The sequence below is a fragment of the Mycobacterium sp. 852002-40037_SCH5390672 genome (genome assembly GCF_001665875.1).
GTDB lineage: Bacteria > Actinomycetota > Actinomycetes > Mycobacteriales > Mycobacteriaceae > Mycobacterium.
The window spans coordinates 12,374-28,832 of the sequence record NZ_LZTA01000095.1; the positions used below are offsets into that span (position 1 = coordinate 12,374).

Below are 16,459 nucleotides of genomic sequence, written 5' to 3' on the forward strand. Positions count from 1 at the left end.
CCAGCTGCGATGCCGCGCCTGCCAGCAAGCCACGCCGTGGCGCCGGTCAGATCATCCGCGGTCCGCCGAAACCCGGAACGGCGCCCACCGGGATCAGCGCGAACGCGATGACGAGCAGAATGAACACTCGCAACGTCTTTGATGCGATCGCGTGCTCGATCTCCGGGCGACCGGCTGCGAAAAGGATGAACACGGTCGTGATGTCGAAGGCCACGATCGTCAGCCAGCGGGTCCAGTCGTAGCCGGTGAGGAAAACCGGGATGACCAACAACAGGCCGGTGATAACCCATGGCATTCTGCCTTGCAGCGCCTCGACGAAAGCGCGCAGCGGTACGCCGGAAAGTCCACTGATTCCCCACAGCGTCACCGCCAGCGCGGCGGCACCGAATATCAAAGAGACGGTGAGGCCGAGCATTCCGATGTGGCCGACGGCGCGGATGGCATCCAAGATTCCGTTGTCGTAGTTGGGCATCACGTTGCGGCACACCCAGTCGTGATAGTCCGTCTTGCTGGACCGCCCGTCGATCACGAAGCGCACCAGCGTTTGCGGCGACGTGACCGTGGCGAAGGGGTTGGGCATCAGTTGATGCGGTACGGCCGCGCACAGTTGGGCGGCGATGTCGTGACGACCGAACGCCGCCACCACGGCCGTGGCGATGACCCCCGGTGTCACGGCGACGAGCATTCCAAGGCGCTGGGTGGTTTCCAGCGCGCCGCCGAGGACGATGACCGCCAGCACGGCCCCCAATGCGAACTGCAGCCCTATGGCTTCGTGCACGAGGGTCAGCGTCGCGGTGGCGGCACCGTAAATCGCGCACCATCCCATCGCGACGGCGCGGGACCGGGTGAACGTCAAGGTCGAGCTGAACAGCGCCAGGGCCGCCCCACCGAACAGGTCCGGCCGAGCCGAGAACGCCGCAAACGGTATGCCGAACGGCAGCAACGGAATCACCGTCGCCACCATCAGCCGGCGCTCCGATCGCCGGCGACTGAAGAGCACCACGCCCGCGACCGTTGCCAGGCCGCACAAGTAGATCGCCGTTGACAGCCACCGCAGACCGAGCGTGGCCGCGAAGTAGTGTCCCGGGAGCGAGCGAACCAATTCACCCGCGAGGCCGCGCCGGACGAATCCGTGTCTGTAGTCGGCGGTGTAGTACGACATCCAGTAGACGTCGAGCGGAACGACCCTGATCGCGAACCACAGCACCACCGCCGCCCACGCCGCAATCGCGGCGCCGATACCTACGTACAAAAGGTGATGCCGTGCATGGGCATTCGTCTCAGCGCTCAAGTCCAGCATCAGATCCGACCCTCGTGAACGGCGGTGGCGGACAGGTGCAGGTCGGCCAGCGCGCTACAAGCGAGCTCGCACGTAGTTGTGGTGTTGTCGGTGCCGCTGCGGTACGCAACGACAGTGAGAAACCGGCTAGCGTTGACCGTTCCTGTGCCGCAGAACAATTGGCCATGGGCTTGCTCGATGCGAGCCTGCGTCATGCCCTGCTCGGCAAGCCGCATCGAGACCTCGGATGCATCCGCACCATCGATGCGGCTGACGGCGTCATCGAGACGCCCGAGATTGGAACATCCCACCGGCAGTTGGCCGGACGACATGGCGATGCCTTCGGCGCGCCGGACCAGCCATCGTGGCGTGAACGGGATGAGTGGCAGTCCGGCGAGCATTTCGTTGGGCTGTTGCTCCAGGGACGTCAGCGATCTCTTGACATCGGCGCGCACACCGGTCAAGTCATCGGCCACCGCTGTGCCGTCGACCGTTAGCGTGATCGAGGTCAGCGCGTTGGCGCGGTCGTCGTCGGGGGCGCGGTCGCTCACCGGGAGCACCACCGTCACAGAGTTTCCGTCGTGCAGCACTCTGCCCATCCGGTGAGCCAGGCGAGCCGCGAACGCGACGAAGAGCGTGTTGCTGCTTCCGTTGAGGCTGCGCGCTCGTGCTTCCCATGCCGCCGCGTCGGTTTGGATCGTTACCGACGGCGAGGTGTTCGGGTCGTCGCCGGCCCGGGGGAGCATCATCGCGGGCCGCCGAGCCTTCGGCTGAACCTGCTGATCCGACGAGACCTTGCGCAATATCAGCAGAGTCGCGATCAGCGCTCGGATTGCCGCAGGCAGAGCGACAACGGCATCGGCCAGGTCCGCACACACCGCACGCCACCGGCTGCGTGAATTCGGCTGTGGATAACCAAGATCGCGTCGTTCACCCTTGACCGCTTCGGCAACGGCTGTCGCCGTGGCGAGCCCGTCGACGACGCAGTGTGATGCCACCAAGGTGACCGCCGCACCGCCGTCGTCCAGCGGCAGCACACCGAGGTGAAACGTCGGGCCGTGCTCGGGGTCCACTCGCACCTGCGCGCGCCTTTCGAGCCACGCGCCGATCTCCGGCCGCGGTTGCCGCCGTTCGCACGCGATGTCGGGCGAGTGGCTGTCGACGACCCAGCGATGACGCCCGAAGGGCAGCGGCGATCGCTCGATCCGGCGTCCGAGCAGGCCGGCACTGAGATTGTCTTTGAAGGCTCGCACTTCGTCGATGCTCACGTCGCGGTCGTAGACCCACGTGCATTGCACCGTGCTGCCTTGACCGGTAGCGCGCAGCCGTAGGAAAGCGGCCTGGTCCAGCAGCGCCAGCCTTGTCACTAGCAACCCGCCTCGGCCGCAGCGCGATACCCGCGCACCGCGGCCGGCGCGAACACGGCGACGAGAACGCCGCCCCACAGGCCTGCCTGCCACAGCGGCGACAGCACCGGCCCGCCCTCCGCGAGCGCACGCATCGCCTCGATCGTCGGTGATATGGGCGAAAATCGCACCACCGGTTGCAGCCAGCCCGGGAACACCTCGGCGGGCGCCACACCGGTGTTGAGGAACAGCAACACTACGCACCCGGCGCCCAGCCAGGTCACCATCGCTTTGCCGTCCGCGCGGGCGGCGATGGCGATGACCAATGTCGCCATCCCCGCCGAAATCACCACGGGCACCAGCACAAAGGCCGGCATTGCGAGCCAGCCACAGCTGAATCGCAGACCCAAGGCGATCCCGAAGATGGTGAGCACAAGGGCGGACGCGGTGGTTCGGGTGGCTTCGGCGACCAGTCGGCCCGCCACGGTGCTGGCCCGATGAACCGGCTGCACCCACAGCCTGGTCAGCACACCGGACTCCCGCTCTGACGGCAAAGTCAGACCGGCACCGAGGGTTCCGAACACGGCGCCGACCACCGCGCACATGGGAACCAGCCCGTACAGGCTGTCGTGTCCGGTTACGGCCAGGACGGATTTGCCTACCAGCAGTTTGTAGATGATGAGCAGAAAGGTCGGAAACAACAGCGCCTGCACCGCGACGATCGGGTCGCGCCGCCAGCGGCGCAGTAGCCGCCCCGCCTCCGAAGCGCTTTGGCTGACGAAGGCCATCAGCGATGTCAGATACGGAATCGCTTGCCGTGCATCGGTGTCAACAGCGATCCGGGACTGATCTACAGACGCATCACGGACCGGCACGGTGTCTTGACGCGCCTTGCGAACGATCCGGGCGGCGCCCGGACTTCCTGCGCTGACGCGTCGCTGCATGCGCACCGCGAGTCCGCCGAAAAGGACCAGCAATCCAAGGCACCACATCATTGTCACCGCCAGATCCCCACCGGTGACGTGACCGGTGGCAAGGCCGCGCAGCGTCTCGGTGACCTGTGACACCGGTTGGTAGCGAATGAACGGTCCAAGCCATGTGGGAAACGATTCCGCCGGAGCGATGCCAGTGGACAACAGGACCAGGACCAGCTGGGGGAGGAGCAGTAATTGGCTCGACGATTCGACGGTGCCGACCCAGGAGCCCAGAGCGTCCGCACCGAGACACACCGCCATTGCGAACGCCACGACGATGATCACGAACAGCGCCGCGTCCCCCGGGCCGCCTTGCGGCCGTAAGCCAAACGACCATCCGACCGCAAGAGAAGCGACCAGCGCGATGATCGTGCGTATGAAGCAGTAGAGCATCCGCGCGCCCAGCGGTACGGCCGCAGGAACCGGCAGGGTACGAAGCCGGGACCCGAAGCCCGACAACCGGTCTCGCGCTGCACGGTCGGCAGTGGTCATCGCCCCGAATAGCATCGCCTGCACAATGACTACCGGAAGGACGTATTGCGGATAGGTCATCGGGCCGGTGTGGATTAGGCCGCCCAGGACCAGGGTGAATCCCAGGAAACAGCCCACCGGTGCCACTGCCGCAAACAGTAGGTCGGCGTCGCGCCGGGATCCTGACATCGTGCGCAAGGTGAGTGCCACCAGGGCACTCATACCGAGACCTCCCGCGGTGGCAGGACGGGACGGACATCACCCATCGATGTGTAGTCCGCCGTCGGATACCCGGGTGAACTCGGCTCGCATCGTCTCGACGTAGCGCAAGACCGACCTGCGGGCGACATCGGTGCCCGGGTAGGCGACCACCAACTGCGTTTTATCGTGCATGCGATTGACCCACATGCAGACCGTCTCCGACAGCCGGTTATCACCCCAAACACCGGCGCGCAGACCGTCGAAGTAGTCACCGAACGGCAACTTGCGGATGTCGATGTAGGACAGCATCGGGACCGGACGGTCCGGAACCTCGATCGGATTCGTCGATGGGTCAGTCGATTCGAGCAGGTGATAGTACGGCACCGCGCCCAGAGCCGTGTTGCCGTCGAAGGACGCCTGGGCGGCACCCACCACCTCATCGAATGACGCACCGGCAGTCGGGATCGCCAACGGGACGAAACTGGCCAGCCAACCGACCGCGGTGACGTGCGCGGGGTCGCGCCGGTTGTCGAACGGGGTGAGCCCGAAATACGTTGCGGCGCCGGTCAACCGATGCTCCGTCAGGGCGGCGCACGCGAAGACGCCACCGCTGAAACGTGCCCCCGCCGCACGGCACGCCGCTTCGAACCGTCGGCCCTGGTCGTCATCGATCAGGTCGAACACGTCGATGGCCCCGGGCGTATCCGCGTTCGCCTCGCCCAGCTCCAGTGGAAACTTCGGCAACGCACCATTGTTCGCCGCGAGAAAGGCCCGCCACAACTGGATCTCGGGCGACTCTTCGCTCAGGCTCCTGGTGTACGCATGCTGATTCGCGCTGTATTCGCGATGGCTGGCTGCGGGTGGCAGCGGGCTCTGCGCCCGTTGCAACGCGGCGAAGTACATCGTCTGGATGTCGAGAAAGATCACGCCTGCGGACATGCCGTCAGCGCGCAAGTGGTCAACGGCGATATAGATGGTGAACCGGTCTTGGGCCTGAATGATTCCGAAGGTGAAGCAGTCCCATTGCAGCGGATCGGGCGTATCGAGAATCAGTTTGCGGATCTGGGTCGGAGCCATCCTGCCCAGATCCGCCGGTACCACGGTGATGACCTCCGGGTCGGCAATGACGTAGCGAAGGATTTCGTCGTCGTCGTCGCCGAAGGCAAAGCGGTCGTGGTAGGTGTCGTGTCGCCGCAGATGAGTATTGATCGCCTGCGTCATGGCATCGATATCGCATATGCCGCTGATTTCCCAGGCCCCGATGCATAACCGGGGGATATCACGGCCGCGGCTGACCTGGCGTCGGTAATAGCGAAGATGCTGCGCCTGCTGATAGCTGACCGGCGCGGGATGGTACTGGGCTTCAGCGGCGCGCCGGTAGGTGGCCGCGGTGGGGTACCAGGAGACCACGGTGCCCTCGGCCGTCCAGTCCTCAACCGTGCCCAAAAACATGCGCTACCTTTCGTCCGTCAGCTGGCGACGCCGATCCGCATGACCCTAACGGCAACGCGCATGTATTGCTGAGCAAGTCGGTTGCCGAAACGGTCCTGTTTCGCAGGCCTGGCAAGCGTCTTGCGGCGCGCTGTGTCGACCAATGCGCCCCACAGATTGAGCTCAATGTGGGTTCAGTTGATCGCCCGCATGTTGTTGAGCTGCTCAAATAAATGACTCGCCGACGCTCCCGCGGCGCAATCATAAAATTCCCCTCTCGGGCCTGAGCAATCGCCCAGAAACTTCCGCCAACCGAATGCATGCTCGGTGTGAGATAGTCAACACGCGGGGGTCATTAATTCATGCAGCATTAACACAGGACTACTGCTCAAACAAGCATTTATCTCGACGTGAAGACCCCACCTGCCGATTCCCACCCACAGAGCGAGCGCTATCTGGGCGTGACCACATGTGATGCTTGCGGACCTGCCGAAACGGCGCCTTGGTTACCATATCGTGATGTATGGCCGTATTGGAATAGTGTCAGCCAAAGATTTCTCGCGCCGGCGACCCGGGCAAACAACGAAACCATCCCCAAAAGTGCCGCAGCACTGCGTCCTACGTCTCTGCCGATCACAACTCTGCTAAGGAAGTTCGGCGAGAATCCTGGCCTCGGCAGCAAACTGTGGCCCAGGCCCGGCTCCGGCATGGCGACCCTCGAGGGAAGAGTGCAGGCGGCGTGATCTGCCTCTAATCCCTCGCCCGCCGAAAATCCTGTGCGCCAGACGGATAAGCGTCGAAGGTAGCCTTTCAGGCGTGGTTCGCCCCATCGTGAGCAGAGGGCCCGCCGGTTACGCGCAGAAGGCACCCTCCGCCCTCGATCTCAAGCTGGTTGAGTCGGCCCCGGCTGCGGCAGCGCACCGACCGCTGCTACGCGAAGACAAATGCGTCCGGGATCGTCGATGATGGTCTGGACGCTCCGCCGTTTCTCGTCGCCGTGAAATTCCCAAGAAGGGATGTTGACGATGCCCGATGAGCTCCGGGGGCCGGCCAGACTGTTCGATGCGTTGACCACCAAAGGCACCGCGTTCACCGAAGCCGAGCGCCGGCGGTTGGGCCTCTTGGGTCTGCTGCCGACGACGGTGAAGACGCTGGAGCAGCAAGCCGAGCACTGCTGGCGCGAATTTTCCACTCGTCGCGACGATCTCGACAAGCACATCTATCTGCGGGCATTGCAGGACCGCAACGAAACCTTGTTCTACCGGGTGTTACTTGACCATATTCGCGAGGCGCTGCCGATCGTCTACACACCCACCGTTGGTGAGGCCTGCCAGCGCTTCAGTGAGATCTACCGGCGGCCGCGCGGATTGTTCGTTTCCTATGCCGAGGCTGGTTGTCTGGACGAGGTGCTGGACAACCGGCCGCAGCGCGAGGTCGATGTGATCGTGGTGACCGATGGGCAGCGCATCCTCGGCCTGGGCGATCAGGGCATCGGCGGGATGGGGATCCCGATCGGAAAGCTGTCCCTCTACACCCTGATCGGCGGCATCGATCCCGCCCGCACCCTTCCGATCGTGCTCGACGTGGGAACCGACAACAGCGAACTCCTCGACGATCCCCAATATCTGGGCTGGCGCCACCGGCGCATCGACGACGACGATTACTACGGGTTCATCGACAAGTTCGTCGCCGCGGTGCGCAAGCATCTGCCCAATGTGCTGCTGCAGTGGGAGGACTTCGCCACGACGCATGCGCTGCCCATCCTGGCTCGCTACCGCGACAAGCTCCTCACCTTCAACGACGACATCCAGGGAACGGCCGCCGTCACCCTCGGAGCGCTGCACGGCGCCGCCAAAGTCGCCGGCCGCCCGCTGTCGCAGCAACAGGTCGTGATGCTCGGCGCCGGTTCGGCCGGTATCGGAGTGCTCGACATGATTCGACGGCAAATGATGAACGAAGGGTTGTCCGAACAGGCTGCCTCCCAGCGTATCTGGGTTGTCGACGTGGTCGGCCTGCTCACCGATGACCGCACCGACCTGTCCGACGCGCAGCGCGGATTCGCCCAGCCGGCCGGCCGCGTGGCGGGTTGGGGTCTATCAGGTCCCGCGCAGCTCGCCGACGTCGTCCACCATGTCGACGTGGGCGTGTTGCTCGGCCTGTCGACCGCGGCGGGCGCCTTCACCGAGAGCATCGTGCGCGAGCTGGCCGGCAAAACCGAGCGGCCGATCATCTTCCCGCTCTCCAACCCGACGAGCCGCGCCGAGGCGCACCCCGCGGAGTTGGATCAGTGGACCGACGGGCGCGCCCTGATCGCCACCGGCTCACCGTTCGCGCCGCTACACCGAAATGGCATGGAACGCCCTGTTGCCCAATGTAACAACGTCTATATCTTCCCCGCGATGGGACTTGCCGTGACCGCGGCTCAGGCGACCCGAGTGACCGACGAGATGATGCGGGTCGCCGCAGAGACGTTGGGCGAGGCCTCGCCCGCCCTTGCCGATCCCGACCAGCCGTTGCTGCCGGCGTGGTCAGCTGTGCCCGATGTCGCGGTGCGCATCGCGCACGCTGTCGCCGTGCAGGCCGTCGCGGACGGCGTCGCCTCGACGCGCAGCGGCGCAGAACTCACCGAACGCATCGCGCAGGTGCGGTGGCTCCCGCAGTACTCGGCACCGGTTAACCGTTGCCGCTGAGGGTCTCGTCTGGCCTGTCACTTCGGCTGTCGAAGTAGCGAACCGCCGGTCGCAGGTACTGAATAACGGTGTGAGCATGACCACTGTTTCATGCGTGCACGACACGTGGCCGTAGTCGACAGCTCTGGATTTTGGGTTGGGAATGCCAGCGCAGCAGCACAATTGGCTACCGGTGATGACGGAGGCGCGGGACCGTGCGCGATGTTTCATGCAGGATTGAGAATCGGGAGCGCGTGGTACCAGGGGGACTTGAGCGGGGGCGAATGACGGATGCCTCCATGATCCCAGAGGAACTCAATGCACTTCGCGGTATTGCCGCCGGAGGTCAACTCCGGCCGCATGTACGCAGGCCCCGGCTCGGGGTCAATCCTGGCCGCAGCGACGGCGTGGGATGAGCTGGCGAATGAGCTGCATGTCACGGCGGCCAACATCGAGTCGGTCATCTCGGGCCTCACCGGTGAGCCGTGGCAGGGGCCATCCGCGTCGGCGGCGGCGTCCGCGGCGGCAACGCAGGTGGCTTGGCTGAATGCCACCGCTGAGCAGGCTACGCAGGCTGGTGCTCAGGCCAAAGCCGCTGCGACGGCGTATGAGTCGGCGTATGCGATGACGGTGCACCCCTCGGAGATCGCCGCCAACCGTTCCCAGTTGACGTCACTGGTCGCCACCAACTTGTTGGGCCAGAACACGCCGGCGATCGCGGCCACCGAGGTCGCCTACGGCGAAATGTGGGCCCAGGACGTCGCCGCGATGTATGGCTACGCCGGCGCCTCGCAGGCGGCCTCCCAGGTGACACCGTTCACCCCGCCGCAGCAGACGACCAATCAGGGCGGGCTTCCCGCGCAGGACGCCGCTGTCTCCCAGGCTGCCGGCACCTCGGCCGGACGTGTGCAGTCGGCGCTGTCGGGCAATGCAATGTCGGCGGTGCCAAATGCGCTGCAAACCCTCACGTCCTCGTCATCGGCGTCTTCGGGGCTGAGCGACCTCTCGGGCTTCATGAACCCCTACAACCTGGTGTCGCTCGGGTCGGGGTTTTTGGGAAATGGCGTGGGGTTGATCGGGGTATCGGGCGCCGCGGGGTTCATTTCCGACACCGAACACAAAATTGCGGAGCCAGGCGCGAGGGTGAAGGCTGCGCCGGAAAAACTCGAAGGGCCTGCAGTTTCGCGCTCGCCCGGAAAAGCGACGACGGTGTCCGCGGGAATGGGCCGCGCGTCCTCGTTGGGCAGCATGTCGGTGCCGCAGGGCTGGTCCACGGCGGCACCGGAAGTGCGCCTCACCGCGCTCGAATCGCCCGCCGCCGGCGCCGCACCGGCGAGTCGTGCGGCGTCTGGCCTGTTCGGCGGCCAAATGCCCCTGTTCGGTGGCGCGCCGCTGATGGCGACGCCCGGTCGCGGCGCACCCGATTCCCGGGGCCGCCGATCCGCCGACCCGAGCGACACACCTGGGCGTCAGGTGCCCGCCGGAGGCGTTCTGCAGGAGCGTGGGCAGCCGCGCAAGGCGTCAACCGGATCCGCCGCCGAACTGCGCGAAATCACCGATGTGCTAGGCAAACTCGCCGAACTGCGGGCCAATGGCGCGCTGACCGACACCGAGTTCGCCGAACAAAAGCACCGCCTCCTCGGCACCGGCTAGCCGAGCCTGCCCGCCGGTCCTCGTCGGATCGGCGGGTTTGCGGTTCATGTCCTACCGCGCGCGGTTGACGGCCGGTTTTCCTGCCGCTACGGCTCCTGTCTTCTGCGGCTTGACTTCATACATACAGTGTGTATGTTCATACATACGGTATGTATCTGGAAGGTAGGGGTCTCATGAGTGCCACGCTCGACGCGATAGCGGAAGAACGCAGAATCGTGCTGGAACTTTGCTCGCAGATGCCGGAACCGTTGTGGGCGAAGGAAAGTGGTTGCTTCGGCTGGTCGGTGCAGGACCTTGTGTCGCACATGGCGTGCAGCTTCTGGTTGGCGGTCGATCCGTCGACGCTGCCCAGCCCAGGCGGCATGCCCGCCGAACGCGCTGCGGACCTCTATGTCGACTCGCGACGCTCGATGACCCCCGAAGAGGTTGTGGCGGACTATGAATCGGTCAGCGCGCGGGGGCTGGAGGTGCTCGCGCCAATCGAGGGTCAGGACGTCGACATACCCATAGGCGACGTCGGCACCTACCCGGCCTCCGTGGTGCCGACAACGTTCGTCTTCGAGGCCTTCATTCACACTCGATACGACCTGTTTGCGCCAGATGGGCCGTTGGAGGGAGACCCGCCACCCGTCGACGAGCTGCGGCTTGCCCCCACGCTCGATTGGATCGAAGCGGCACTGCCACAGCAGAATGTCAACCTGCTCAACGACTTACCCGCGGGCGTGGAGATTCGCCTCGACGGACTGTGCGCCCGGACCCTGCGTCTCGGCGGCCAGTCCGACGCCGCGGCGCGCATCACTTCCGATTCCCAGGCCTTCGTGCGGTGGGTCACCCAGCGCGGCACCTGGGAGGGCCTGGGCGTGCAGGCCGAGGGTGATCCGTCAGCGCTGGATATCGTGCGCCGGCTCAGGGTGTTCTGAGGAACCCAGACCGCGACGCCCGGTCGGCGCTACCACAATCCACGACCTGCATACGGTATGTATGAGAATGCATGGGGCGGTGTGAAAGGTAAGGGTTGATGGCGAAGGGCGGTCGCCGCACGCAGGCCGAACGCGCGGCCGAGACGCGTCATGCGCTGATGGGCGCGGCACGGCCACTGTTTGCGTCGGTGGGATTCGCCGACGCGTCCCTGGAAACCATCGTCCGCGACGCGGGGGTGACGCGCGGAGCGCTGTACCACCATTTCGCCGACAAGACAGAGCTGTTCGCGGCGGTCTTCGAGCAGGTAGAGGGGGAGATGGCCGCGCGGATGGGGGAGGCCGTCGCCGCCGCGGGGCACTCGGATCCGGTCGAGATCATGAGACTGTGTTCGGGGCTCTGGTTGGACGCGTGCTCCGAACCCGAGATCCAGCGCATCGTCTTGCTCGAGGCGCTGGCGGTGCTGGGATGGGAACGCTGGAGCGACATCGGGCACCGCTACAACATCGGATTCGTGACAGGGCTGCTCACCGAGGCCATCGAGTCCGGCAGCATCCCCCGTCAGCCCGTCGAGGCCACGGCGCTGACGATCATGGGCGCGCTGCGCGAGGCAACGCTCTACATTGCCCGCGCCGACGATCAGCGGCAGGCGCGTGCGGACGGCGGCGCGGTCATGGACCGACTGCTCGAGGCGTTGCGCGCCAACCATATTGGCTAGTCCGTTGCCACCTGCGCGGCGATGAGCCTCGTCAAGCGGCGATGCTTCCCCCGCCGTCGGCCCGAATGATCTGACCGGTGATATAGCCCGCGTCCTCATCGAGCAGCGCGCAGATCGCGTGTGCGATCTCGCGCGGTGTGCCGACACGGCGCAGCGGAATGGTCTGCAGGACACGAGCTTCCCGCTCGGACCCGGCTGGGCTGAGTTCGCGGTACATCTCGGTTTCGATGGGTCCGGGCGCCACCGCGTTGACCGTGATGCCGGACTGCGCGAGCTCACCAGCCCAGATCCGGGTGCACGCTTCCAGCGCCGCCTTCGTGGCCGCATAGGGCGTGCGCTCCGCGGTGCCCAGCGTGGTCAGGCTGGTGACGTTGACGATGCGCCCCCACCCGCCGGCGAGCATGCCCGGTAGCACCGCCTGGACCACCTGCACGGCAGCGCGCACATTCAGGTCGTACGTGGTGAACAGGTCGTCCAAATCGATCGAGCCGATCCGGCCGAACCGGGCGACGGCGACGTTGTTGACCACCGCATCGACGCGCCCGTTCGTCAGGACGCGCTCGAGCACGGCGTCCGTCTCCGCCCGGTCGGTGAGGTCCGCCTCGTAGAACTCGCCCGGGAAGTCGTCGGGCCGGGTGCGGGCGAGGCCGATCGGGATGTCGCCGGACGCCGCGATGCGGTCGGCGACCGCGCGCCCGATTCCCTTCGATGCCCCGGTGATCAGTACTCGCCGTGCGGTCATGCCGTCCTCCTTCGAAAGCAATTCGTATGATTACTTAAACGTTTTGGAAAGCGTATCGCTCATAACTTTGTTGGTATGGGGGATGACATTGGTCTTATGGAGGATCGATGACGACGTTGTCGCAGCTCAAAACGTTCATTGCGGTGGTCGATCAGGGCGGCTTCACGGCGGCGGGCCGACGGCTCGGGTTGTCGCAGCCGGCCGTCAGCCGCACGGTCGCCACACTGGAAAAGGAGCTGGGGCTACCGCTGTTCCTCCGTCGCCGAGACGGACTGGCCCTCACCGAAGCCGGTGCCATCGCGCTGACGCATGCGCGAGAGGCGGTGCGCCAGCTGACGTTGATGCGCACCGAGGTCGCCGGGTTGGCCGGCGACGTCACCGGGACGCTGAGCCTGGCGAGCATGCCGTCTGCCACCGCCTCGCTCGTCGCTCCGCAGCTACGGGCGTTCGCCCAGCGGCATCCGGCCGTCACCATCCGGCTGCTGGAGGGCAGCGAGAACGAGATTATGGATTGGCTCGACCAGGGGGCCGCCGAGGCCGGTGTGGTCAGCCTGCCCGTCAAGGGTCTGGACGTGGCGGTCCTGGGCGAACAGCAAATGGTTGCCGTAGTGCCGGCCGACAGCTGGCTGGCGTCCAACGACACCATCACCTATGCCGACCTGGCCAAGGAACCGTTCGTCCGTAGCACCGGTGGCTGCGCGGAGGTGTACATGCCGATCGCGCGGCGCGCCGGGATCGAATTCGACCTGGCCTTCGAAGCGCGCGAGGTCGCCGCGACGCTCGAGATCGTGCGCGCCGGGCTCGGGGTGAGCATCCTGCCCAGCGCCGGCCTGCCCGAACTGAACGGCGTCGCGGTGCGACCGCTGCTGCCCCAGACCGTGCGACGCCTCGGCCTGGCGATCTCAGCGAGCGCATCGGCGCCCGCGCGCGCGTTCCTCGATCAGATCGCCGCGCTCGGTCTGCACTGATTCGGTTCGGCACCACGGTTTTCCGATCCCAGACCTGGGTCGCGCCGGGCGTTACCGCGACGCCGCTTTCGGCGGTGCTGCCCCGGCGTGGTATCTTCGCCGACGTGAATATCGGCGTGCGCGCGTATTGGCGCTTTATCGTGGCTCCGGGTGGAGCCAGCGATGCAGCGTCTGGTTGACGCAACCGCACGACTGATACCCGGAGCCCGGCAGTGACCACAAGGTCGCTGCTTTTCGTTTTTCAGGGCATCGGGAACCAGCGGGCGTGCCCTGGGAGCCAGCAGAGAAAGGCACACACCCTCCATGTCCATCATCAATTGCGAGACGGCGGCTATCGATACGTCCGATCATCGGATCGTTTCGTTCCGGGAGCTCTCGGCGCCCGCGGCGATCCGCACCGAGCTGCCGTTGACGGCCCGGCGTGCCCAGGCCGTGCAGCGCGATCGCGAGGAGATCTCGGCGATCCTGGCCGGTGGTGACGACCGGCTGTTACTGGTGGTCGGCCCCTGCTCGGTGCACGATCCCGTCGCCGCACTCGATTACGCGCGCCGGCTCGCGCCGCTCGCCGCCGAGTACGCCGGTCGGCTGAAGATCGTGATGCGGGTCTACTTCAAGAAGCCGCGCACCACCATCGGCTGGAAGGGACTCATCAACGACCCCGACATGGACGGCAGCTTCGACGTCGAACGCGGCATCCGCATCGCGCGCGGTTTGCTGCTCGACATCATCGACGTCGGCCTGCCGGTGGGATGTGAATTCCTGGAGCCCACCAGTCCGCAGTACATCGCCGACGCCGTCGCCTGGGGTGCGATCGGCGCCCGTACCACCGAGTCGCAGGTGCACCGCCAGTTGGCGTCCGGGCTGTCGATGCCGGTCGGGTTCAAGAACGGCACCGACGGCAACATCCAGGTCGCCATCGACGGCGTCAAAGCCGCGGCCGCGCCGCACCATTTCTTCGGCACCGACAACGTGGGTCGCGCGGCCGTCGTGCAGACCATGGGCAACCCCGACTGCCACGTGATCCTTCGGGGCGGCACCGCCGGGCCCAACTACGACACCGCTTCGGTGGTGACTGCCATCGAAAGGTTAGGCATGGCCGGGCTTTCCGGGCAGGTCATGATCGATTGCTCACACGCCAACTCCGCCAAAGACCACGTGCGGCAGGCCGAGGTCACCGCCGAGGTGACCGCGCGCATCGCCGCGGGCGAGCGCGGTATCGCCGGTCTGATGCTGGAAAGCTTCCTGGTGGCCGGGGCCCAATCGCTCGGCGGGGAACTGGTCTACGGCCAGTCGGTGACCGACCACTGCATGGACTTCCCGACCACGGCCGGCTTGCTCGCCGACCTCTACGCGGCGAAGGGCTGATCGCGAGCTGCGATCGGCCGCGCAGCCTTACTGTCGCGCGTGTACGTGTTGGGCCGAAACGTGGCTGGCGATCGCCTTTTTGTCGATCTTGCCGATCGGGGTGGTGGGCAGTGACGCCATCGCGACCAAGACGTCGGGGCGGGCGTGCGCGGCCACACCTCGCTCGTCGAGGTAGTCGTTCAATTCCGCGAGTGACAGCGCGGCATCGTGGAAAACGACTGCCGCGCAGATCTTCTCGCCCAGGTATGCGTCGGGCAGCGCGACCGCGGCGGCCGAGGAGATCGCCGGGTGGCTGTGCAGCTGTTCCTCCAGGTCCGCGGCGGAAATCGTTTCGCCGGCACGGCAAATCACGTCTTTGACCCGACCGGTCACCACCAGATAGCCGTCGTTGCGCAGCCGCACCACATCACCGCTGCGGAAGAAGCCGTCGGGGTCAAAGCTGCGCTCGTTGTCGCGCTCAGCGCGAAAGTAGCCGTTGAACGTGTACGGCCCCCGGACCAAGAGTTCGCCTTCCTCACCCGGGGCCACCGGCTTACCCGCCGCATCGACCACGCGCAGTTCGTCGGCGGCAGACATGGGCCGTCCCTGGGTGTGCTCGGTGAGTTCCGGAGGATCATCGAGCCGGGTGTAGTTCAGCAGACCCTCAGCCATCCCGAACACCTGCTGCAGACCCGGGGTCAACGCGCTGCGCACCAAGCGGGCATCCTCGGCTTCCAACTTGGCGCCGCCAACCTGCAAGAGCCGCAAAGTCTTTGGCGTCACCGGCTCCCAGTCGCAGGCGTGCGCCCATAATTTGGCCAAAGCCGGCACCAGGGCGGTCACCGTGACGCCGTGGCGCGCGATGGCGGCAAAAGCCGCTTCGGGACTTGGGTCGGTGCCGAAAACGGTGGTGGCGCCGACGGCCATGGCGCCGAGCAATCCCGGACAGGCAAGCGGAAAGTTGTGGCCGGCCGACAGCACCGCCAGATAGACGTCGTCGGCGGTGAGCCCACAGAGTTCGGCGCTGGCCTTCGCGTTGAAGGTGTAATCGTCGTGGGTGCGGGGGATGAGCTTCGGTGTGCCCGTGGTGCCGCCGGAAACCAGCAGCAGCGCAGGCGATCCCGGGTCGGCCGTCGATGGCGGCGCGCCGGTGCCGGCCTGATCACGCAGTTGCGCCCATGAGGTGAACGGTCCGGGGTCGCCGTCGACGATGACGTGCTGGAGCGCGGCGTGCTCCTCGGACAGCCCCCGCGCCATCGCCCGGTAGTCGAAGCCTCCCGCGGTATCGGCGATCAACAGTCCGGTGGCCTCGCTGACCGCGGCGAAATGCCCTAGTTCGGCGGCACGATGGCCGGGGAGGCACATCACCGGAATCGCCCCCGCCCGCAGCAGCCCGAACAGCGCCACCGCGAACTGGCAGCTGTTCGGCAACTGCAGCAACACCCGGTCGCCCGGCGCGATACCCGCGGCCCGCAGTCCACCGGCCGCGCGGCTGGCCTGGTCGTCGAGGTCCGCATAACTGAAGCCGGTGTCGCCCAGGGCGTCGAGGACGGCTATTCGGTCGGGCCATCGCCGGGCCGCGTCGGTCAGGATCGTGTCCAGGGTCCGTCCCGTCCAGTAGCCGGCCGCCCGGTAGGCGGCGGCCCGCTCGGCGGGGAAGGGCACGAACCCGTCGAGGACTCCGGCCAGCGGCTGCGGTGTGTGCGGGCTCATGGCTCCTTAGACGGGGGGCTTAGTAGCGGGGA

The 16,459-nt window shown here is 66.2% G+C and carries 12 protein-coding genes; 6 read left to right on the forward strand and 6 right to left on the reverse strand.

Translation table 11 applies throughout. From position 1 onward, the window contains the following. Window positions 1-46 precede the first annotated feature (46 nt). Genes A5782_RS16715 through A5782_RS16730 form a run of 4 tightly spaced genes read right to left on the reverse strand, consistent with a single transcriptional unit; the run spans window position 47 to window position 5,723 of the window. Window positions 47-1,300 carry a hypothetical protein gene (locus A5782_RS16715; protein WP_067102490.1) on the reverse strand — a complete coding sequence of 418 codons (1,254 nt, stop codon included), beginning with the start codon at window positions 1,298-1,300 and terminating at the stop codon, window positions 47-49. Next, window positions 1,300-2,646 carry a hypothetical protein gene (locus A5782_RS16720; protein ID WP_067102495.1) on the reverse strand — a complete coding sequence of 449 codons (1,347 nt, stop codon included), beginning with the start codon at window positions 2,644-2,646 and terminating at the stop codon, window positions 1,300-1,302. Before A5782_RS16720 ends, A5782_RS16715 begins: the two co-directional genes overlap by 1 nt. Then, window positions 2,646-4,292, reverse strand: coding sequence for an ABC transporter permease (locus A5782_RS16725; protein ID WP_067102498.1), 1,647 nt, complete (start codon window positions 4,290-4,292; stop codon window positions 2,646-2,648). The genes A5782_RS16720 and A5782_RS16725 overlap by 1 nt, the downstream gene beginning before the upstream one ends. A 36-nt stretch (window positions 4,293-4,328) precedes the next feature. Beyond that, the gene (locus A5782_RS16730) at window positions 4,329-5,723 is read right to left on the reverse strand and encodes a condensation domain-containing protein (RefSeq protein ID WP_067102501.1); all 1,395 of its coding nucleotides are present in this window, start codon (window positions 5,721-5,723) and stop codon (window positions 4,329-4,331) included. 1,004 nt (window positions 5,724-6,727) lie between these two features. Here A5782_RS16730 and A5782_RS16735 point away from each other — a divergent pair. The 4 genes from A5782_RS16735 (at window position 6,728) to A5782_RS16750 (ending at window position 11,660) form a co-directional block, all read left to right on the forward strand. Next, window positions 6,728-8,392 carry an NAD-dependent malic enzyme gene (locus A5782_RS16735; RefSeq protein WP_067102587.1) on the forward strand — a complete coding sequence of 555 codons (1,665 nt, stop codon included), beginning with the start codon at window positions 6,728-6,730 and terminating at the stop codon, window positions 8,390-8,392. A gap of 297 nt (window positions 8,393-8,689) precedes the next feature. Further along, window positions 8,690-10,024, forward strand: coding sequence for a PPE domain-containing protein (locus A5782_RS16740; protein WP_067102504.1), 1,335 nt, complete (start codon window positions 8,690-8,692; stop codon window positions 10,022-10,024). A 173-nt stretch (window positions 10,025-10,197) separates the two neighbouring features. Further along, window positions 10,198-10,944 (forward strand): maleylpyruvate isomerase family mycothiol-dependent enzyme, encoded by a 747-nt coding sequence (locus A5782_RS16745; protein WP_082942980.1) that lies wholly within the window; start codon window positions 10,198-10,200, stop codon window positions 10,942-10,944. A 98-nt stretch (window positions 10,945-11,042) separates the two neighbouring features. Continuing rightward, a complete protein-coding gene (locus tag A5782_RS16750) occupies window positions 11,043-11,660 on the forward strand; it encodes a TetR/AcrR family transcriptional regulator (protein WP_067102507.1) in 618 nt (205 codons plus the stop codon). A 31-nt stretch (window positions 11,661-11,691) separates the two neighbouring features. On the opposite strand, the gene A5782_RS16755 is transcribed toward A5782_RS16750, so the two are convergent. Then, on the reverse strand, window positions 11,692-12,402 hold the full coding sequence (locus A5782_RS16755) for an SDR family oxidoreductase (protein ID WP_067102593.1): 711 nt from the start codon (window positions 12,400-12,402) through the stop codon (window positions 11,692-11,694). Window positions 12,403-12,509: 107 nt separating this feature from the next. Here A5782_RS16755 and A5782_RS16760 point away from each other — a divergent pair, with 107 nt between their 5' ends. Continuing rightward, window positions 12,510-13,370 carry a LysR family transcriptional regulator gene (locus A5782_RS16760; RefSeq protein WP_067102510.1) on the forward strand — a complete coding sequence of 287 codons (861 nt, stop codon included), beginning with the start codon at window positions 12,510-12,512 and terminating at the stop codon, window positions 13,368-13,370. A gap of 303 nt (window positions 13,371-13,673) precedes the next feature. Next, window positions 13,674-14,735, forward strand: a complete 1,062-nt coding sequence (locus tag A5782_RS16765) for a 3-deoxy-7-phosphoheptulonate synthase (protein WP_067102513.1) — start codon at window positions 13,674-13,676, stop codon at window positions 14,733-14,735. A 27-nt stretch (window positions 14,736-14,762) separates the two neighbouring features. Here A5782_RS16765 and A5782_RS16770 read toward each other — a convergent pair whose 3' ends face one another. Beyond that, complete coding sequence (locus A5782_RS16770; RefSeq protein WP_067102515.1) at window positions 14,763-16,427, reverse strand: (2,3-dihydroxybenzoyl)adenylate synthase; 1,665 nt, start codon at window positions 16,425-16,427, stop codon at window positions 14,763-14,765. Window positions 16,428-16,459 lie beyond the last annotated feature (32 nt).